The sequence below is a fragment of the Hansschlegelia sp. KR7-227 genome (genome assembly GCF_049446035.1).
Classification (GTDB): Bacteria; Pseudomonadota; Alphaproteobacteria; order Rhizobiales; family Methylopilaceae; genus Methylopila.
Genome location: NZ_JBMSEA010000005.1, coordinates 70,072 through 89,112, shown reverse-complemented (window position 1 = coordinate 89,112; position 19,041 = coordinate 70,072). Strand labels below are relative to the sequence as shown.

Here is a 19,041-nt window from a genome sequence, read left to right as displayed (position 1 = left end):
ATGCGCCGCTGGATCGAAAATGCCTTCCGTCTCGGCGTCAAGGAATTCGCCAGTCTGTCGCGTGACGTCGTGATGGTGGTGCTCATCGCCTACGTCTTCACCTTCGCTGTTTATTCAGAGGCGACAGCGATGCGAACGGACGTCAATGACGCAAAGGTGGCCGTCATCGACGGCGATCGCTCGACTCTTTCGGGCCGGATCAAGGACGCGCTGCGGGCACCCTATTTTCGGCCTCCGGTCGAAATCGACCGCTCGAGCCTCGACGGCTTGATGGACAAGGGCGCCTTCACCTTCATCATCGATATCCCGCACGGGCTGGAAGCTGATTTCCTGGCCGGTCGTAGCCCCGCGATCCAGGTCAATGTCGACGCAACCAGCATCTCTCAGGCCGGTGTCGGCACGGCCTATATCCAGCAGATTGTCGCGCAGGAAACGACCAGCTTCCTCAAGCAAGCTCCCGCCGAGACCCTCGCTCCGGTCAATGCCGTGATCCGCGCGATGTTCAATCCGAATCTCGAAGCGATCAGCTTCACCGCGAGCATGGGCGTCATCAACAACGTCACCATTCTCGCCATCATTCTGGTTGGCGCCGCGGTGATGCGCGAGCGCGAGCACGGCACGATCGAACATCTCCTCGTCATGCCGGTGAGCGCCAGCGAGATCATCGCCGGGAAGGTCTGGGCGAATGGCCTGGTCATTCTTCTCGCGGCCGCCTTCTCTCTTCATGTCGTCGTCGAGGTCGTCCTGCGCACACCGATCGTCGGTTCGATCGAACTGTTTCTCGCTGGAACGGCGATCTACCTCTTCGCCGTGACGTCGCTCGGCATTCTGCTCGCCACGGTCGCGAACTCCATGCCGCAATTTGCGCTGCTCTCGATTCCGGTCTTTGTCCTAATGTTTCTGTTGTCGGGCTCGTTCACGCCGTTCGAGAGCATGCCGCGGGCCCTCCAGGCGATCATGGACCTCTCACCGTCGACCCATTTCGTGCGCTTCGCCCAAGCGGTCCTCTACCGCGGCGCGGGCATCGCCGTTGTTTGGCGGGATCTTCTGATCATGGCTGGGCTTGGCGCGGCCTTCGTTACGCTTGCGCTTTATCGCTTCAAGGCGATGTTGTCGCGTCAGTCGTAGGAGTTGCGTTCAAGGGTGCGACGAGGCTTGCGCGGTTGCGCACATTCGTCTCCAGCAGCTATTTGCTCGCGGGCGTGTCCGGCATCAGGAGCTGGGGCAGGCGCATGCTGGCGAGCAGCGTTCCCAGGACGAGCAGAGCGGCGAGGACGAAGCTGGCATCGGGCAAGACTGGCAAATCGAACAACGCGCCGCCCGCGACCGATCCAAGCGCCTGACCGAGGCTGGCTGCGGCTGTCATGCGGCCGAGCTGCGCGCCCTCGCTGGTCGCGATGCCGAGGGACGCCCAGTATGTGGCAACTGGCGAGAGCATGCCGGCGCTTGCCGCCACCAGCGCAACGGCGATCGACATCAAGACCGAGCCGCTCACGAGCGAGACGACGACGAGCCCGACGGACAGGGTCGCGAGCCCGGGCGCAATGAACCAGCGCGTGAGTTCTGGTTTGATGAGAGGCGAGAACACCAAGGCCTGGACGATGGCCATCACGAGGCTGCATTCGGCGAACATGATGCCGATATGTGCGGCATCGAGTCCGAGAACCTTGCCGCGCAATGCCAGCCCGACCTCGAAAACGCCGATCGCGAGAGCGGCCACGAGCGCGATCGCGAGAAGCCGCACCATGGCGCGACGCTCGATCTGTGCGGCGTCGGGTGGCGCATCAACGCGGTTGCGTTCTATCCCTGCAGGAAGGAGAAGAACCACGAGGATTGCTGCGATGACCGCCAGGCCTGTCGCTGTGAGCAAAGGCATCGCCAGCGATCGGTCAGGCGAGAGCGCCCAGAGCTTGCCGGCGACGCGCACCGCAAGCCCGCCGAGCAGCGGACCGATGAAGAACCCGGCAGTGCCGGCGATATTGATCAGCGCGAAGCGGTGGGCGCGCCATTCTTTTGACGGCGCATGATCACCGATGAGAGCATAGGCGACCGGGGTGATGGCGGCGGCAAAAAGTCCGGCAAGAAACCGGCCAAGATAGAGAAGCGGAAGGCTTTCGGTAACGGCAAAAAATCCCGTCGTCGCTGCAAAGCCGACCAGGCCCAGCAGGATGATCGGCTTGCGTCCGCAGCGATCCGAGATTCGTCCCCAGACTGGAGCGCCGACAAAGATGGCGATGATGTAGGCCCCTGTCAGCAGCCCCGTATGCCACGACAAGGCCTGAGGCGCGGTCTTCCCGGCGACCTGTTCGATCAGGAACGGCAGGATCGGCAAGGCGACACCATAGCCGACCGTGATCGCGAACATCGCGACGAGCACCGCCGACAGCGCGGTCCAGGTTAGCCGCGCCGGCTCAGCCACGGCCATGCCGATTTGGCCTGGCACTAGACTGGCGGGCTGATCGGACAGGAACGGGCGACATTCGAAGATCTTCACAAATAAACGACTGGCCGAATGCCTTCGGAACGCGAAGCCACCTTGTTGTCGTCTCTCGCACGGCCGTGGGAATATTGCGGATGAAAGACATGCTCCGCGCCGGGGAAAGCGGCAAAGCCGTGCCGACTGCGGATGAGGAGAATATGGTCCGCCAAACGCGACGCGACGTCAGCGCCGATCGCGACCCGGGCAGCGAACGTTGATGGGCTCGCATCGTCATCATCGTCCATTCTCACCTGCCGAAAGCTGCGTATTACTCGCCAGAGCTAGGCGGTGATCCCGTCTGAATCTTTAATTCGCATCAAGTTTTGCGAGGATGTCGCAACTGAAAGTACCGGGATCAAGCGAAGGCTTGCGCCCACCGCAGGGCGGCGGTCGGCCTCCCGTCAGATTCCCAGGGCGATGGCGTCGGCGACACTTAATAACTGTAGAGCCGACGGAACAGCTGCTCCTCGGCGCTGTCCCGAGCTTCGCGGGCGATTTCGATCGCTGCTTCCATCTGCTCGCTGAACGCACGCTCAGCGGCGCGCGCCGGGTGGTCGGGTGAAACCGACATGCGCGCCGTGCGGACGTCGTTCGCGAGCCGCGCTATGACATGCATCCAGGGCGAAAACTTTTCGGACAGCAGATAGCGGCTGGTTCGCATCGGATGCAGCCATCGGAGCGCCTCGGCCGACCATGGCGTAGCCATGGCTTGCACCCACGGGCTGACGAAATTGCCATAAAGAGTTTCGTTCGCCTGTGACAATTGCCGGACGCGTTCGAAGGCTTTGCGCGGGTTGTTGAAGGCCAGGTCCTCAACACGCCGTTCTTCGAAGGCGACGCTGTATTGGGGTTTGCGGCAGTCGGGATCATTGGTCGGGTTGGAGATCTTCATCTCGTAGAGACCGGGTGCGAGACTGGCGACCTCATCAAGGCTATCGAGGATGGCGCGGTGCTCAAGGCGCGCGACCGACGCGGAGACGAAGATGCCGAGATGGCCGATGCGAGGATCCGTCAGGTAGACGATCCGCTGGCCTGCCTCCTTCAACGCATTCGTGGTCTTGTAGACGGCTTTTAGCCAAGCCAGGGCCTGATGTGGCGGCGTGATGTTGTCCCCATACGAGGCAAAGACGACCAACGGGCTCTTCAGGCTGCGCAGATCAATCGTCACCTCGTCACCGAGGTCGAGCGTGCCCTGCTCGAGTTCGTTGCCAATGAAGAGATGGTCGACGATCTCGACCATCTCTTCCCGGCTGAAGCTATACCAGGCATTCCACCAGCGCTCGAATTCCAGGAACCGCTCCTCCTCGCGATCGACATCGAGGTACAGATTTGCGTATTTGTCCCAGATCGCCGCCTCGGGCTTCAAGGTCTCGAAGTTCTGGATGAGCCAGGCGCCGTCAAAGCGGCCATCGCCGAGATCGCCAACGAAATGCGTGAGCCAGCTTCCACCGAGCAGGCCGCCGGCAAGCCGCATCGGATTCGCACCCGATTCTCCCGCCCAATAGGAGAGGGGAGAGCCGTTGAGGACGATCGGGCCGACGGGCGCCCGGCAATGGATCGCGACCAGCATGGCGGCCCAGCCGGCCTGGCAATTGCCGTAGAGGACTGGCGTCTTACCGGGGTGTCTTGCGACAACCTCGTCGACGAAGCGATGCAGCGCGTGCAGGACATCGACAAGCCTTTGGTGGGGGCTCGGCGCCGGAAAGAAGCTCACAAAGTAGACCGGAAAGCCTTCATGCAACGCGATGCCAATTTCCGAGTCCCGCTTGAAGCCGCCGATGCCGGGCCCGTGCCCGGCGCGGGGGTCCATGACGATGACGGGAGGTTTGGCTTCGTCGACGCACACGTCCGCATGCTCTGTTCCGGCGGTCGTGATGCGAAGCAGCGCATAATTCGCGGGGCGCTCGAACCGCCTCGCATCGAACAGCATTTCGTACTGAAAGGTGAGCACCGGTGGCATGCCAGCCTCCTCGTGCTCCAGCATGACGTTCGCCCGCTTCCTCAGCACATCCCAAAACAGCACCGATCGCTGCCATGCATCGATCGTATAGGCCCATAGCCCCGTAGGGTCGAACAGCATCCCTGCCGCGTGCCTGGCCGAGGCCGGATCACGCATGTCAGATCGCGCAGAAGCCAGCGCCGGAAGCGCCAGCGGTGCCGGGGGCATTGAACCACTTTCGTCGCGTTGCGCAGGGCTGGTGACCGGCATCGGATGCTCCTTTGAAGCATGACGGGCTGAACTTGCACCGGATCCAGCGCCGCGCCGGCGTTCCCGTCCTTGACGGACGTTAAAGACGATCCGCCTGGGCGCGAAGCGCCGGCCACATCAGCCGCCAAGTTCTCTGCTCTACGATCGCACAACCGCCGAAGGACAGCACCGGCCCGCCCTTCCGGTCTCCGCGGTCGCAGCGACCGTGAGCGCTCGTCAGCCGTGTCTGCGGTAAAAGCGCAGGAACTGGGCATTGATGGCGACGATGATCGTGCTCGCGGACATGAAAACTGCAGCGATGGCCGGCGTCATCAGGAAGCCTGTTCCGAAGGTGATGCCGGCGGCCATCGGGATGGCGACCGTGTTATAGCCGGTCGCCCAGATTAGGTTTTGCACCATCTTGCGATAGGTGGCGCGCGACAGGCCGAGGATCGCGGCGACGTCGCGCGGATCGCTCTTGACGAGGACGACGTCCGCCGACTCCACGGCCACGTCGGTGCCTGCCCCAATGGCGACGCCGAGGTCCGCCTGGACGAGCGCCGGCGCATCATTGACGCCGTCTCCGACCATCGCCACGGAGAGGCCGCGGGCCTGGAGTTCCTTGATCTTGTCGGATTTCTGGTCGGGCAGCACTTCCGCGAAATATTCCGCGATCCCGAGCTCCTTCGACACGCTTTCAGCGACGCCCTTCGCGTCGCCTGTCAGCATGATGGCTTTGATGCCGAGCCGCGTCAGTTCGTCGATCGCTTCCTTGGATTCGGGGCGGATGATGTCGGCGAGCGCGAAGAGCGCACGCGGTTCACCGTCGCGCAGCAGCGCCACCACTGTCTTGCCCTGCGTCTCGAGCTGCTTCAGCTTCTCGTGGGTGATGGGCTTGCCCTGCCGGGCGAGATGTCCGGGACTAACGATGCGAATGTCCTGCCCGTCGACCTTCGCGACGATGCCTTCGCCCGTGATGTTGCTCACCTCACTGGCTTTCGGAATGGCGACGTTTCTGCGCTTCGCCTCGGCGACGATCCCGTGCGCGATCGGATGTTCAGACTGGTTCTCGGCCGCGGCGGCAAAGGCGAGTTCGGCATTCTCGTCACCCCCTGCGAGCAGCACGACGTCGCTGACACCGAAGCGGCCTTCCGTGAGTGTGCCGGTCTTGTCCAACACGACCGCATCGAGATTGCGTGCCCGCTCGAACGCTGCGCGGTCGCGGATCAGAAGGCCATTGCTGGCGCTCAGCGATGTGCTGACGGCGACCACCAGCGGAACGGCGAGGCCGAGGGCATGCGGGCAAGCCACGACCATGACGGTGACCATGCGCTCAAGCGCGAATTCAAGGGGCGCGCCGAGCCAGATCCACCAAACGAACAGCGTGCCGAAGCCGACGACAAGGGCGATATAGGTCAGCCAAGCAGCCGCCCTGTTGGCGATGTCCTGGGTGCGCGAGCGCGTTGCCTGCGCCTTTTTCACGAGATCAATGACCTGAGCGAGATAGGTCGAATCGCCCGTCTTGGTCACTTTTATGGTGACCGCGTTCGCGCCGTTGATCGCGCCACCGATCGCCGTCGCGCCGACGGTCTTGGTGACGGGACGCGATTCGCCCGTCAGCATCGCCTCATTGAAGCCTGACGATCCCTCGACGATCTCGCCGTCGACCGGCACCTTAGCGCCCGGGCGGACGATGACGTGGTCGCCCGGCTTGAGATCGGAAATCGCTACCTCATGCGTCGTGCCGTCAGCGTCGATTCGGGTCGCACTGTCGGGCAAGAGACGAACCAGCTCTTCCAGTGCGCGCGAAGCGCCCATCACCGAGCGCATCTCCACCCAGTGACCGAGCAGCATGATGGCTATGAGGGTGACGAGCTCCCAGTAGAATGCCTCCCCTGGGAAACCGAAGGTGACTGCTGCGGAGAAGAAATAGGCCGCCGAGATCGCCAGTGCGATGAGCGTCATCATTCCCGGCTGGCCCTTGCGCAGCTCGGAGAAGAAGCCGGTCAGGAACGGCCAGCCGCCGTAGAGATAGGCGATGGTCGACAACACGAAGAGGACCAATCCGTCGCCTTGGAAGGACAGAAGATCGGTGAGGCCGAGCCAGTCCCGGATCATCGGCGAGAGCACTAGTACCGGAGGTGTCAGGACCAAGGTGACCCAGAATCGGCGCCGGAAGTCGGCGACCATGGCTCCGTGGTCGTGACCGGCGTGATCCGAATGGCTGGACCCGGCTGCCGCAACGATCTTGGCGCCACCCTGATCGGCATCAGGCCCGGATTTGGCGCCCGCGTGCTGTTGATGATCGTGGTGGTCGTGATGGGAATGCGGTGAGCTCATGCGTCCTCGTCCGTCAGGTGGTCCGGCCAGAGCTTCGCCATGGCGGGCAATCGGTGTCTCTGCCGCACTGATCATAACCGGGAAGCGACAACGTCCTGATCACGAACCTCGCTGCCGCGCGCCCTGAAATCTTTAATCCAGATCAAGTTCAGTCTGCGCGTCGCCTCAGCTGGACGGGAGGAGCCTCCGTCACGGGCTTCGGAGAAGGGATCACGAATGGGCCTCATCTGATATGACGGTCGTTCCGGCGTTGCCCTCGAGGATCGCCCGGGCGTCTTGCAGTCGCCCGATGCCCGCAATCCGGCCGGGCGTCGCAGCGAACTGGCAGGCTGCCTCCACCTTCGGACCCATGGAGCCGGGCGGAAACCGGTGGGCCGCAAATTCAGCGGGCCGCGCTCGTCGAACCGGACGTTGCTGGGGTGTACCCCAGTCGAGATACACGGCATCGACATCCGTCAGCATGAGAAATGCATCGGCGGCGAGGTCTGCGGCAAGCAGTCCGGCGGCGCGATCCTTGTCGATAACGGCCTCGACCCCCTGAAGGTCGCCAGCAGCGTCGCGGACAACGGGAATTCCGCCGCCGCCAGCGCAGATCGTGACGACCTTCGCGGTGACCAACATGCGGATGACCTCGATCTGGACGATCCGTTTCGGCAACGGCGAGGAAACCACGCGCCGCCACCGGCCCGGCGCCTCTTCAGCTACGGGCCAGCCATGCGCCGCGCGGGCATTTTCGGCCTCATGGGCCGTATAAATCGGACCAATCGGCTTCTCGGGACGGCTGAACGCGGGATCGTCGCGCTCCACCTCGATGTGGGTCAGCAAAGTGGCCAGTCGAGTGGCCGGAGGGAGGACGTTGGCGAGTTCCTGCTCGATCATGTAGCCGATCATGCCGATGCTTTCGGCGCTGATGACATCCAGGGGATAGGGTGGAACCTCCGTCAACGCGGCGGCCTGAAGGGCGAGCAATCCCACTTGCGGGCCACTTCCATGAGCGACGACGATATCGTGGTTTCTAGCGAGATCGGCGAGGGCCGCAGCCGCCTGTCGCACATTGGCGCGCTGAACGTCGGCGCTCATGGGCTCTCCGCGTTTCAGCAACGCATTCCCCCCAAGTGCAACAACAATGCGCATCGTCAACTCTCCAAGCGGCCAACGGCGAACGGAAGCAAAGAAGCCGCGGTCTCGACTGGGAAAGGTATGCCTCCGGTCGGCGAAACGGCAGTTGCGAAGTACTCTCTCCCTATGCTTTCGGCCACTTTCAGCCCGTCAAATGATAAACGCGCCGCTGTCACCGATGCCCCGCTCGACATGGGTGGCTGCGACCGCACGAGCCAATACGGCAGGTCGTCTGGTTTGGGCGACAGGACTTCAAATGTCGAGGTCCGACGCTGATCGATCCTTGATCGAAGTTAAGTTCATCCATGGTGGCCTGTTCTACTGTTGGAATGGAAGTCGCGGTCTGCTCCAGCGCTTTCGGCAAATGAGCGCCGACGGTCGCGCACCCCGATCGCTCGACGGAACGGACGACGAGGACCTGCCCATGCAGCCCAAGCTGAAAGCGATGCTGGTATTCGCGTTCCTGTTCCCGCCGACGCTCGCTCTTGCGCAGCACGACGCGCACCATGACAGCGGGGTGGGGGACCAGCCCTCTCCTCCCGCAGTCGCGGCGGCACCGCAGCCATGCGGGCCGATGACGGGTATGATCAAAGACACGATGGGCGAGCACATGTCGGCATGCCTGGCGCCCTTGCCGCAAGCGTCGCAGGCTTACATGCGGGCGATGATGGGCATGCACATGCCGATGATGGAGGCGATGCAAGCGAAAGACCCGGATTTGGCTTTCGTCAAAGGAATGATACCGCATCATCAGGCCGCGATCGACATGGCGCGAGCAGTGCTTCAATTCGGATCCGACGAATCCGCGAAGACCATGGCGCAGCAGATCATCGCGAGCCAGCAATCCGAAATCGATCGGATGCGTGAGTGGTTGCGGCGACGCGGCGAGTAAGTCGGACGGATGTGCTGACGTCGAGCTCCAACATAGTTGAGCTTGAGATGTGATCGTGACCGGAGCGGATCAAATGGATGTGCGGGCGTGGCTGCAACGCGCTGGTATCCTCATCACAATGCTGTTGGCGACCGGCGCGGCGATCGCGGACGATGGCTATCGGCAGGCGGATGGCCTGGCCGTCTACCTTGGCCTTATGCCGGCGGCGGTCGTTCGAGGCCATCCAACCACTCACTCGGAGAGTACGATGCACGGCGGCGCCGGAACGGCGCGCCATCAGCAACACATCGTTGTTGCCGTGTTCAATGCGCAAACTGGCGCCCGCGTCGAGAATGCGCGCGTGTCCGCGACGATCGGCGGCCTCGGTCATGTTGGCCAGAAAACCGTTCAGCTCGATCCGATGACGATCGAGAACACTGTCACATACGGGGGATTTGTCATTCTTCCTGGAAACGATCGCTACGACATCACCGTCGTCATCATCGTTCCGGGAGTTTCGCGCGCCGTTTCGGTGACTTTCTCCAGCGATCACGTTCAGTAGGAACATAGGCGCGAGGCCTTGGGCACCGGCCGCCATCATGCGAATTCGATCAACTCGAGGTCATGACGCACGACTGCCGTAACAAAGAGCCGTCTGTTTACGAAAGAGAGGGGTGGGGCCGTGGCGGATGCACGCGTCGGCACAATACCACCAAGTCGGCCGGTGCCGCTACGACACGTCCTGTTCGGTGCGCGAAGGCCAGGCCGGCACGATCGAATCTCCTACTGGAGGCCGGCGGATGGCATGGCAACGACCGCGAACGGAAGAGCTGATCGACAGGCTCGTCGCCGACCTGCGGCCTCGACAGATCGAAAATCGTATCCAGGCCCGCCGGCACTGGGCGGCTGCCATTCTCGCGATCGCACTGCCGCTGCTGGCGCTCGCGCAGCCTCTTCGTCCCGATCTCGCCTCGCGTCTGGCGGATCAGATGTTCGTCGCTTCGATCATGACCTCTGCGATGATTTTCGCCACAGGTCTCCTGACGGTCCTCATGCTGCGCGTCCCAGGCCGATCGTGGCTCTGGCTTCTCCTGCCGCTGATCGCCTACGGGCTCTGGATCGTTTCGGAGTCAGCCACCATCGCCCTCGACCTCTCCCAGGAGGGTCGGCGTGCCTTGGCCTTTGAGAGCAGCCCGCAATGTCCATTGATCATCGGGGCTGTCGGCGTCCCCGTTTTTTTCGGCCTCCTCGGCCTCAGTCAGGTCGGCCTCATTGTGTGGAGAGGACCAGTCATTGCTATCGCCGCTCTGTCCGCCTTCTCTTTACCGGCAACCATGCTGCATCTGCTTCACGGCCTCGATACGGGCGCGATGGTCTTGCTATGGCATCTCGGCGCGATCAGCGTTTTCTCGATCGCGGCGGCATTCCTCCTTCATCGACGCTTCCCGCGCATTCTGTGCGACTGGCTCGGATTATGAGCCTCGGCTCGGGTCGCAATCACCCTCGGCTTCGCGAGAGGGCGAATGCTCGGCCCGGGCGCAGCCGGTCAACTGACCGTCACGAAAGTCGGCTGGCATATCCGCCCGCATTCTGGCTCTTCGGCTGTGAGGTTCTGCAAACGGCGCTCTTCGCGCTCGATATAGGCGCGCGTGAGGGGAACCGCATCCTGCCGTCTAGCGACCTGAATCTGAAAAACCATCATCCCCTGATAGCGGAAAGCAAGCTCCGAAACGGCAAGGTAGTACTCCCACAACCGCGCGAAGCGTTGATCGAAGAGTTCAACGGCCGTCGCGCGGTGTGCTAGAAATCGCTCTCGCCAGTGTCTGAGCGTCTCCGCATAGTGCAGCCGCAAGATTTCGATATCCGTGACGACGAGCCCGGACCGCTCGATCGCCGAAAGGACTTCGGAGAGCGCCGGTATGTATCCGCCGGGGAATATATACTTTGCGATCCACGGATTTGTGTAACTTGGTGGATCGGAACGGCCGATAGAGTGAAGCAGAAGCACGCCATCGTCATCCAGCAGATCGCGGCATTTGCGGAAGAACGCGTCGTAATGATTCACGCCAACATGTTCGAACATACCCACAGAGACGATGCGATCGAAGCGCTCGGTGACGTCGCGATAGTCCTGAGACCGAAAGTCGAGACGCGCCGGATCTGAAGACGCGGCAGCACGAGTTCGGGCGAATTCAAGCTGCTCCGTCGACAGCGTGATTCCGGTGACGCGGGCGTCGAAGGCTTCGGCAAGGTACAGCGCCAGGCCTCCCCAACCGCAGCCGATGTCAAGTACGCGGTCTTGGCGATCGGCGCGGAGCTTTGCTGCGATGTGGCGCTTCTTCGCCTGCTGAGCCTCGTCGAGGGACATGTCTGGATTTTCGAAGTAAGCGCAGCTGTATTGCATGTCCTCGTCGAGGAACAGTTCGTAGAGTTTTGCGCTGAGATCGTAGTGATGGGCAACGTTTCGCTTCGATCGCTTGCGGCCGTTTGTCTGCGCAAGCCGCCGGACGACGAAGCGCAGGCCGGCCAGCATCTTTGTCGCAATCGGCGTGGTGCCGGTGTGCTCCTGGGACAAAAGCAGCTCGAGCAACTGCGTGATGGTGCCCTGCTCGACGATGAGGTCGCCGTCGACGAAGGCCTCGCCAAGGCGAAGTTCAGGATCAAACAGGACCCGTCGCTGCGCAGTGGCGTTTCTGAACCGGATCGCGACCGGCGCCCCGCCACCATCACCGAACGTTCTGGCGACGCCATTGGCTGTCATTATTGTGAGAGTACCCTTCTTGATCAGGCGGCGAAGGGTTCTGAAGACAAGGGCATTCATGACCGCGCTTTCTCAGTCGATTGACGCAAAAACCCGACTAGAATGCGCGCGAGCGGGCAGGAAACTTTAACGTGGATTGAATAGACGCGCCGGCGAGATCACGAATGATGGGAGTTGAACGTGGCTTCGACAATTGCACTCATCCGCTGACATTGGCGCGTTGAGCCGAGAGGCGGGGAATGAACGCCGGGACCTCTCGCATATAGCGCGCATAGGCGTCGCCGAATTCGGCAAGGGACTCGCTTTCTTCGTGCTTGGACAGCCTCCAATACATGAATACAAGGATGGGAAACATGGCGAGCGTCAGCAGGGTCGGCCATTGCAGCAAGAACCCGAACATGACCAGGACGAAACCGACATATTGCGGGTGCCGGATCCGCGCGTAGATGCCTGTTGTTGCGAGCTTGTGCTGCCGCTGCGCCCGATAAAGCGCGTTCCAGCCGGCAGAGATCAGAATGAAGCCGCCTCCGATGAAGACAAAGCTGAGAATGTGGAACGGGCCGAAATGGGGATTGGCACGCCAGCCGAAGAATTCCTCGAGCAGGTGGCCCGCATCGTGCGAGAACCAGTCGACGCCGGGATAGCGCGATTGCAGCCAGCCTGAGAGCAGGTAGATCGTTAGGGGAAAGCCGTACATCTCGGTGAAGAGCGCGACGATGAAGGCGCTGAAGGCTCCGAAAGAGCGCCAGTCCCGAGCGGTCGCCGGCTTGAAGAAACTGAACGCGAAGAAAATAAACACGATCGAGTTCAGAACAACGAGGGACCATAGACCATAGGCTGGAATACTGTCGTGCATGGGGCGCTCCGCTGAAATCATCAATGCTGGTGCGGGGATTGGCCAGGCGGTGATGACGACGAGCTTTCATCATCGCCATGCCCACCGTGCCCACCATGTTTTCCATGCATGAACACATGCAAGAGCGGGCAAGCAAGGATGAGAAGCCAGGGCAGCCAGCCCAGCAGATGCGCGCGATGTTCCGTGATCAGGTAGAATGCCGCGATCGCCAGAAAGCCGTACAGAGCAATGTTCGCTGCGCTGAAGCGGTTCGACGGTTTTTGCTCGTGATTCATGTGGTCGGTGTGCGGTTCCATGAGGGGCTCGCCGGGTTAGTGACCTTGCCAAGAGAGTAAGGGCATTGTCCTTCCCGAGGGATCGGAGGCCGCTGCCGCGAGAGGCTTGGCAAATCGCGCTTCTGCTCTCGTGCGAACGTTGAGCGCCCGCAGCGGCCTAGTCTTTAATCTCGGTTAAAGTGCCGGCGACGCCGCCCCGAAGGCGCCGCGGCGCGGTATGGCCTAGTGTCTGTTTGAGCGTCGCGGCTTTCGCGGCCTGGGAGCCGTGTTCGCCGGCGCGTATGGAAGGCCTCTCGCGCGTCGGGAGGAGGCGTCGGGGCCGAGCAGCGCATCGTCCCCGCGAAGCAAAGAAGCGGATGGCAAGGCATTGAAGTCTCGGACCAGGCTTGCCACCGACCGTGCGCACGAACCAACTCGGATATCGATGCCAGACGCGGCAAGGCGCTCACGCTCAGCGCCACCGATAAAGCCGCAAACGAGCTTTGTGGCGCCACTGGAGAGGATGAGTTCGCAGGTGGACTCGCTGGTCCGCTCGCGATTCGGCCAAAATTCCCGAAGCGGCGAGAGCGGGTCAATCAGGAGCAAGCCATCGCATTTCGCGAAGAACGGACACAGAAGGGTTCTCTGCCGGCTGCGCGAGACGAGCAGGGCGATCCAGCGCGTTCGTTCTGCCGGTGTCGGGTCTATCGTTGCCATTTCCGATCCGCAGGACACGTCCTTGGACATTTAGAAAACATGGCCGGGGATTCCGCACTTTAATCTCGATCAAACATAGATCGAACGGCGACGAATGCCATGAACTCGCATCGGAAAGGGTGTCGGCTTGGCAGTTCTGGCTCCCGGTCGAGCTCACCTGATTGATCTGAATCAATACGCATTGGCCTAGAGTATGATCGACTCTACGGGTCGGCTTCTTTCAGCGACGCGGGAGGGATATAGTCCATTCTCGCGCAGCGGACGCGGCGCGGCCGCCAACGGAAAGCCTGAAGGTGCGAGCGTATGCTCAGGGTCCTGGCCTTGCTGATCTTCTGCACGGTGTCCTTGCTAGCGCAAGGGGCGCCGGCGCAGGCTCATGCGGGTCATGCCAGCCAGGTCAGCCAGCAGAGCCACGCGAACATTCCGGAGTTGCGGGTTTCTGGTCCCAATGAGGGCGATTGCCCGTTCCAGCATGGACGCTGCTGCAAAAGCATGTGTGCCATGTGTTATCTGCCCATGCCACCGCAGCCCCAAGGGGTTGTGACCCTTCGGCTCGAATCCTCCGCAATGCAGCCTGCGCGCGAGGATCTGGCCCGGCTTGTCCTGCTCGGCAGAGACCCTCCAGTCCCGCGGCCTCGCGACCTCTAAGGGCATCCTGGCCAGTCTGTGACCCTGTTTCGCGGGGCATTGGCTGAGTTCGGCTAGGCCCGGCTGAGAGCCCTGGCGCGCGCGCCAGCGGGCATCAGGACACTCCCATCAAAGAATTTGTTCGGCTGCGTAAGCAGCTGCCGGAACGGGCTCCGCGCCCGGGAGGTGTAATGTGAGCTTGGATCGAGCGTCTTTAACAGAAAAGACAGCCCGGTCGCTCCGCCGCGACGATTGGGAAACCGTTGAGCGCGAGCGGAATGGACTGGTGTTACGTGAATTGTCGTTGGCTGAGGCGAGCCGCCGGGGCTGTGCGCGGGGCGATGAGTTGATCCGGCGCCGGGGGCGCCAGGAGTCGCAGGATGGTCCGCCGGCAAGCGCGCCGGTCGGCGGAGCGTTGCCGGGTGAGCAGCACCGTCTGCTTGCCCGTTATCACACGGGCGATCGCAAAATTGAAGCTGGCCGCGACCTGTTCAGCATCGGCTGGACGGGCAAATCGGTCTTCAACCTGCTCGACGGCTGGGTGGCCGTCTACACGCTCTTGGAAGACGGTCGGCGGCAAATCGTTCAGTTCGCGCTGCCAGGTGCGATCCTTGGGATTTTGCCGTCCAGGCGGGGACCGGCCACGGTGGGCGCGCAGGCCTTAACGGATGTGAGCGTTTGCGTCATCCCGACGTCTGTCCTGACCGCCCATACGCGCACCGAACCGGAGATCTGCCTCCGACTCGTGCGGTCGCTTGCCCGCGATTGCAGCCTCGCGTTCGACCATCTTACCAGCATCGGACGGCGTTCGGCGCGAGAGAGGGTCGCTCACCTGCTTCTGGAGCTGTTCACGCGCTACCGGGCGCAATGGCCCGGCAATCATATCGAAGAGATGACGCTACCGTTGACGCAGGAGCAGATTGGCGATGCTACCGGCCTGACATTCGTCCATGTCAACCGCGTCCTGAGCGCCATGCGCAAAGAAGGGATCGTTCAATTCCACTATCGTCGATTGCGAATACTGAACCCAGATCGACTTATTGAGGTTGCCGGTGTGGATCCCGAAACGGCGATAGGCTGGCTTGAGCGACGCCCCTGGGCCTAGTTTGGCTGAATCAAAAGCAGCCCGGTCGGCGGAGTCCCGAGGGTCCGCCGGAGAATCGAAGCCATTGTTGCGACGCTGGGGCCGGCGTCGCGGTCGCGATCCTTGGCATTCTGCTGGTGAAGCGTCCGGTCGGCGAAGGAATGGCGATCCCCGGATATGCAGGAAACGCTTGATCGAGATTAAAGATGGTCCACCTGCCAGCGGCTAGCCTTGATAGTTGGCGAAGAGGAAACGCATGAGGCGAAAGCACCAGCACGCCCCCGATCGTCATGCCCTCGAGCAGGAGCCATCGTAATGAGCACCCCCTCTGTCGACCAGACCAAGACCCCTGAGCACGCGACCCCAGATGCCTCGTCCTGCTGCGGCGGCCATGCCAACACGGAAGCCTCCGAGAAAGCGCATGGCCACGCCTCATGCGCAACCCACGACCGTACCGCTGACCATGCCATAACGGCCGTGTCCCCGGATGATCAGGGTCGCGCGCCGTCCAGCGCCGGCCGTCCCGCGAAGAAATCCAGCTGCTGCAGCGGCGGGTGATAGGGCGGGAGGAGGAGGGCATGATCGGGCCTCGCGTCGATTTGGCAGCGGAGACGGCTTCGCCAATGACCGCCGAGATGCTTTCTGTCCGCCCATCGCTGAAAACGCGCCCTATGTCGGCCGACAGCTGTCGCTTCCGCCGCCGGCTGCTTCTATGTCGGCTCGGCGAAGGTCAGTTCAGAGGAATGACGCCTCGACCTGGAAACCGTTCGGGCCGGAGCGAACGCCTGCAACGGCAGGATGCGCTATCGACTTCATGACAGGATTGCAGATGGGCAAGAAGGAAAAACGCGAAGCCGCCGGCAAGGCACTTCACGAGCTTCAGGTGGAATTGTCGGGCCTTCAAAAACACGTCATCAAATCCGGGACGAAAGTTCTCGTGCTTTTCGAAGGCCGCGACGCGTCCGGCAAAGATGGAACGATAAAGCGGGTCGTCGAACATCTCAGCCCGCGCGAGACGCGCGTGGTCGCGCTGGGCAAGCCGTCTGACCGCGATCAAAAGTCCTGGTATTTCCAGCGTTGGGTGCCGCATCTCCCGGCAGGCGGAGAGATCGTGCTGTTCAATCGCAGTTGGTACAACCGTGCCGGCGTCGAGCGGGTGATGGGATTCTGCAGCACCGCGGAATATGATGAGTTCCTCACAACGGCGCCACTCTTCGAACAGTTGCTCGCCCATTGCGGCGTCACCATCCTCAAATACTATCTGGACATCTCCCGGACCGAACAAAAGCGTCGGCTGAAGGAGCGACGAGATGATCCACTGAAGCAGTGGAAGCTCAGTCCCATCGACGACACCGCAACAAAACATTGGAACGACTATAGCGCAGCCCGGAACGAGATGCTGGCTCGCACGCACACCCCATTCGCGCCATGGACCGTCGTCCGCGCGGATGACAAATCAGAGGCCCGGCTCAATGTCATCCGAGACCTTCTGACGCGCTTCGACTTCGGCGGCAAGGATCGCGCTCGGGACCTACCGGATCCGAACGTCGTATTCCCGTACGACAAAGCGGCGCTGACGAACGGCCTAATTGCGGAGTAACTGATGCCCTATCCATCCGACGATTTTCGCTACCATCGTCGCCCAGCAAAGTATGACCCGCAGCTTGTTTCCTAAGGATGCTCCGATGATGGACCACTCTTATATGATGACCGGTTATTGGTCACCTTGGCACTGGTTTGCGTTTGTTATGTTCGCCGCCCTCGTTCTTTACCCCGTCGGGCGCATCCTCGCTCGAATTGGCTACTCGCCATTTTGGTCAATCCTCGCGTTCGTGCCGCTGGCCAACCTGGTTGGCCTCTGGTTTGTCGCGCTAGGCGAATGGCCACGGCATAGGTCGAGCTCGTGATGACGCACGCGTTTTATCGCTCAACGGCCATGGCCCGGAAGAGTGAAAACGGTTGATGGCCCTGAGCGACGTGGCCTGCGCTTGGGAGAACACTGGTTTATCGCGTAATACCGTTTGACGCGCGAGTTTCACGGGCCAGACTAGCAGCGGTCGGTGCAGCCAGACTGTCGGCGTTCAAATCGGCAACGGCCGGGGCGTCGGTTCAAGGGTCGGCCTTGGCTTTGGCATCGGCGAACGCCTTGCGAAATTGTTCGGCCTTTTCGCAATGGCAATCCAGGAACCCGTGCACTGGGCAGGTTCGGCACATCTCCTCGAGACGTTTCCGCAGCGCCTGCCGGCCGCGATGCAATCGAACGGTCACATTGTTCAACGAAGTCCCGAGACTTGCCGCCAGGCGCTCACGTGGCTCCCCGAGGATATCCGCACGCCAGATGATATCGGCGTATTCCGCTTTCAGTGTCGGCAATATGCGATAGAGGCAGTTGCAGATCGCCGCATCGAGCTCCTCATCGACGGGGTGGTTCTCGACGTCCGCCTGATCGATTACGATTTCGCGTCGACGCCGTCGTGCCGCTTCTCGTTGATAGTCGGCAATTGTCGTCGCCAGGATCCGGCCTAGCCAGCCGCGCACCATTCCCACATCGCGAAGCTGCGACGCTCGTTCCAGGGCCCGCAGCGAGAACCGTTGCAAGACCTCGTCGGCGGCGTCCCGATCGCCGAGGCGGCGCTGGAGAAATAGAAGTATCTGCTTCTGCGCCTCGACCAACGCGTTTTGCACCGCGCTATCATGAAGTTTTGCGGCTTGAACATCCTTGGCGGCGGGAGGCGGAGTCTTCTCGTTTTGCGGGCTGTCTGTCACGACCCTCCGTACTCCTTGACTTGCAGATGCGGGTGACGCTGACCACGCTGACATTAGAAACCGCCAAGTCTTTAACCCAGATCAAGGTCTGCTCTTGCGATCGCCGCCGCCCGCTGCTTAAATCACGACCTGAGCAGCGGCACGATCTGGGTTGTTCCTTCCGAACGCTCGTCCGCGAGTCTCGGCGGCGTCCCGCGCGATCCCCGCCACCCGAAAAAGCAATGGAGCTTTGTGCCCATACAACGTGGGCAGGCAGCGTGCGCAACTCGGCTTTCTTCATTGCCGAGGGGTTCAACATGCTCATGGTCATCCACGGCTCGGACGTCGGTCGGCACAGCGCGCTGATGAATCGCGCTCACCGCTTTCGACACAGTATCTTCGTCGACGAGAAGGGCTGGGAGGAACTGCGTCAGTCCGATGGTTGCGAGCGTGACCGGTTCGACGACGCGCATGCCGTTCATCATATCTGCCTGCACGGCGAAGAGATTGTCGGTTACCAGCGCTTGCTGCCGACCACCCGGCCGCACCTCCTGACCGACGTGCTCACGGATCTGTGCCGGCGCGCGCCGCCGCGCGGGCCGCGCGTCTTCGAGTGGACGCGCTTTTGTGTCGCTCAAGGCCACCGGGAATTGAGACCACGCGGCAATAGCCCCTTCCTCGAGCTCGCCCAGGGCGTTGTCGAATGGGGAATGGCAAGGCGCGTCGGCACTGTCACCGTCGCGATCGACTGGCGTTTAATGGTTCAAGCCTCAATATGAGCGTGTTCGAACTGCTCGGCTTCGAGGTCTCCGATGCGCGGCGCGCCCTCAAGAAGAGCGGTGTCGACTACGACGATCTGACATCGGCGATTAGCAAAAAGAATCGCGCCGATCGCGCCCTGGCGCGTCAGACACGATCTCGGAAGCTTCCCTCCTGAAAAACCGCGACCAGTGCGGCAATCGCTGTTCTGGCTCAGGCGAGAAGCTGGGGAGGTCTGGCC

18 protein-coding genes are annotated in these 19,041 nt (G+C 61.9%); 9 read left to right on the top strand and 9 right to left on the bottom strand.

All coding sequences use genetic code 11. From position 1 onward, the window contains the following. Positions 1 to 1,128 carry an ABC transporter permease gene (locus ACO2RJ_RS20600; protein ID WP_128778326.1) on the top strand — a complete coding sequence of 376 codons (1,128 nt, stop codon included), beginning with the start codon at positions 1 to 3 and terminating at the stop codon, positions 1,126 to 1,128. Between the two features lie 58 nt (positions 1,129 to 1,186). Here the strand turns inward: ACO2RJ_RS20600 and ACO2RJ_RS20595 are convergent, their stop codons facing one another. From ACO2RJ_RS20595 to ACO2RJ_RS20575, 5 genes are all read right to left on the bottom strand, one after another. After that, complete coding sequence (locus tag ACO2RJ_RS20595) at positions 1,187 to 2,425, bottom strand: MFS transporter (protein ID WP_244624029.1); 1,239 nt, start codon at positions 2,423 to 2,425, stop codon at positions 1,187 to 1,189. 65 nt (positions 2,426 to 2,490) lie between these two features. After that, positions 2,491 to 2,724, bottom strand: coding sequence for a hypothetical protein (locus tag ACO2RJ_RS20590; RefSeq protein ID WP_128778325.1), 234 nt, complete (start codon positions 2,722 to 2,724; stop codon positions 2,491 to 2,493). Positions 2,725 to 2,912: 188 nt separating this feature from the next. Next, complete coding sequence (locus ACO2RJ_RS20585) at positions 2,913 to 4,688, bottom strand: DUF3141 domain-containing protein (RefSeq protein WP_128778324.1); 1,776 nt, start codon at positions 4,686 to 4,688, stop codon at positions 2,913 to 2,915. Between the two features lie 216 nt (positions 4,689 to 4,904). Beyond that, the gene (locus ACO2RJ_RS20580; protein WP_128778323.1) at positions 4,905 to 7,007 is read right to left on the bottom strand and encodes a heavy metal translocating P-type ATPase; all 2,103 of its coding nucleotides are present in this window, start codon (positions 7,005 to 7,007) and stop codon (positions 4,905 to 4,907) included. Positions 7,008 to 7,217: 210 nt separating this feature from the next. Beyond that, positions 7,218 to 8,087, bottom strand: a complete 870-nt coding sequence (locus ACO2RJ_RS20575; protein WP_245479720.1) for a carbamate kinase — start codon at positions 8,085 to 8,087, stop codon at positions 7,218 to 7,220. Between ACO2RJ_RS20575 and ACO2RJ_RS20570 the strand changes: the two genes are divergently transcribed. The 4 genes from ACO2RJ_RS20570 to ACO2RJ_RS20555 all read left to right on the top strand — a co-directional run bounded on the left by ACO2RJ_RS20570 (position 7,998) and on the right by ACO2RJ_RS20555 (position 10,475). After that, complete coding sequence (locus ACO2RJ_RS20570) at positions 7,998 to 8,402, top strand: hypothetical protein (RefSeq protein WP_423269983.1); 405 nt, start codon at positions 7,998 to 8,000, stop codon at positions 8,400 to 8,402. The two genes, ACO2RJ_RS20575 and ACO2RJ_RS20570, sit on opposite strands and share 90 nt — an antisense overlap. 148 nt (positions 8,403 to 8,550) lie before the next feature. Beyond that, positions 8,551 to 9,018, top strand: a complete 468-nt coding sequence (gene copM, locus ACO2RJ_RS20565) for a CopM family metallochaperone (protein WP_244624030.1) — start codon at positions 8,551 to 8,553, stop codon at positions 9,016 to 9,018. Positions 9,019 to 9,067: 49 nt separating this feature from the next. Further along, a complete protein-coding gene (locus tag ACO2RJ_RS20560; RefSeq protein WP_128778321.1) occupies positions 9,068 to 9,559 on the top strand; it encodes a hypothetical protein in 492 nt (163 codons plus the stop codon). Between the two features lie 238 nt (positions 9,560 to 9,797). Beyond that, entirely contained in the window at positions 9,798 to 10,475 is a 678-nt protein-coding gene (locus ACO2RJ_RS20555) for an NrsF family protein (protein WP_164919617.1), read from the top strand. 68 nt (positions 10,476 to 10,543) lie between these two features. On the opposite strand, the gene ACO2RJ_RS20550 is transcribed toward ACO2RJ_RS20555, so the two are convergent. The 3 genes from ACO2RJ_RS20550 to ACO2RJ_RS20540 all read right to left on the bottom strand — a co-directional run bounded on the left by ACO2RJ_RS20550 (position 10,544) and on the right by ACO2RJ_RS20540 (position 12,910). After that, the gene (locus ACO2RJ_RS20550; protein ID WP_128778319.1) at positions 10,544 to 11,818 is read right to left on the bottom strand and encodes an SAM-dependent methyltransferase; all 1,275 of its coding nucleotides are present in this window, start codon (positions 11,816 to 11,818) and stop codon (positions 10,544 to 10,546) included. 139 nt (positions 11,819 to 11,957) lie between these two features. Continuing rightward, on the bottom strand, positions 11,958 to 12,614 hold the full coding sequence (locus ACO2RJ_RS20545; protein WP_128778318.1) for a methyltransferase family protein: 657 nt from the start codon (positions 12,612 to 12,614) through the stop codon (positions 11,958 to 11,960). Between the two features lie 20 nt (positions 12,615 to 12,634). Beyond that, positions 12,635 to 12,910, bottom strand: a complete 276-nt coding sequence (locus tag ACO2RJ_RS20540; protein ID WP_423269978.1) for a DUF2933 domain-containing protein — start codon at positions 12,908 to 12,910, stop codon at positions 12,635 to 12,637. Positions 12,911 to 14,405: 1,495 nt separating this feature from the next. Between ACO2RJ_RS20540 and ACO2RJ_RS20535 the strand changes: the two genes are divergently transcribed. Further along, entirely contained in the window at positions 14,406 to 15,317 is a 912-nt protein-coding gene (locus ACO2RJ_RS20535; RefSeq protein WP_244624031.1) for a Crp/Fnr family transcriptional regulator, read from the top strand. Positions 15,318 to 16,125: 808 nt separating this feature from the next. Beyond that, positions 16,126 to 16,896: a polyphosphate kinase 2 gene (gene ppk2, locus ACO2RJ_RS20530; protein ID WP_128778317.1), complete on the top strand. Its 771-nt coding sequence runs from the start codon at positions 16,126 to 16,128 to the stop codon at positions 16,894 to 16,896. A 509-nt stretch (positions 16,897 to 17,405) separates the two neighbouring features. On the opposite strand, the gene ACO2RJ_RS20525 is transcribed toward ppk2, so the two are convergent. Then, the gene (locus ACO2RJ_RS20525) at positions 17,406 to 18,062 is read right to left on the bottom strand and encodes an RNA polymerase sigma factor (protein ID WP_244624032.1); all 657 of its coding nucleotides are present in this window, start codon (positions 18,060 to 18,062) and stop codon (positions 17,406 to 17,408) included. Positions 18,063 to 18,088: 26 nt separating this feature from the next. On the opposite strand from ACO2RJ_RS20525, the gene ACO2RJ_RS20520 reads away from it, so the two are divergent. Together ACO2RJ_RS20520 and ACO2RJ_RS20515 are read left to right on the top strand one after the other, a co-directional pair. Next, the gene (locus ACO2RJ_RS20520; protein ID WP_245479719.1) at positions 18,089 to 18,820 is read left to right on the top strand and encodes an acyl-homoserine-lactone synthase; all 732 of its coding nucleotides are present in this window, start codon (positions 18,089 to 18,091) and stop codon (positions 18,818 to 18,820) included. Continuing rightward, positions 18,817 to 18,978 carry a hypothetical protein gene (locus tag ACO2RJ_RS20515; protein ID WP_245479718.1) on the top strand — a complete coding sequence of 54 codons (162 nt, stop codon included), beginning with the start codon at positions 18,817 to 18,819 and terminating at the stop codon, positions 18,976 to 18,978. The genes ACO2RJ_RS20520 and ACO2RJ_RS20515 overlap by 4 nt, the downstream gene beginning before the upstream one ends. The last annotated feature ends 63 nt before the right edge of the window (positions 18,979 to 19,041 follow it).